1 protein-coding gene is annotated in these 582 nt (G+C 78.5%); it reads left to right on the plus strand.

Annotated elements, in window-relative coordinates; all coding sequences use genetic code 11:
- The coding region (locus E1211_RS32245; RefSeq protein ID WP_371686242.1) for an NAD(P)/FAD-dependent oxidoreductase at positions 1-582 on the plus strand (582 nt) is incomplete at both ends.

Consider the following 582-nt stretch of genomic DNA (forward strand, 5'->3'; position numbering starts at 1 on the left):
CCGCCCTGGCCGCACGACGTGCCGATGCCCGGGTGCTGCTGCTCGACCGGGCGGATTTCCCCCGGGACAAGGCGTGCGGGGACGGGATCGCCGCGCACGCGGTGGACATGCTCGCCGAGCTGGGGGTGCCGGACGCGGTCGCCGGCTATCCGCCGCTACCGGCGTTGCGACTGCTCGGGCCGGGCGGGGGCGCCGTCGCCCGGGCGCTGCCCCGCCCGGCGTACACGGTGCCCCGGGAGGTCTTCGACGCGCGGCTGGTCGCGGCGGCAGTGGCGGCCGGGGCGGAGCTGCGCCGGCACACCGTACGCCGGTTGGCGCAGGCCGGCGGCCGGGTCGTCCTCGACGGTGAGATCGCGGCGCGGGTCGTGGTCGGCGCGGACGGGGCCGGGTCGGTGGTCCGGCGGCTGCTCGGGCATCCGGTCAACCCGGACCGGCACCTCGCCCTGGCCATGCGGGGGTACGCCCCGGCCCTGCCCGGCCCGCCGGAGCAGCTCATCGTCACCTCCGGTGCCCGGTGGCCCGCGTACGCCTGGTCGTTCCCGATCGGTGACGGGCGGGCGAACGTGGGGTACGGGGAGGTGC

The organism is Micromonospora sp. 15K316 (genome assembly GCF_004348525.1).
Taxonomy (GTDB): domain Bacteria; phylum Actinomycetota; class Actinomycetes; order Mycobacteriales; family Micromonosporaceae; genus Micromonospora.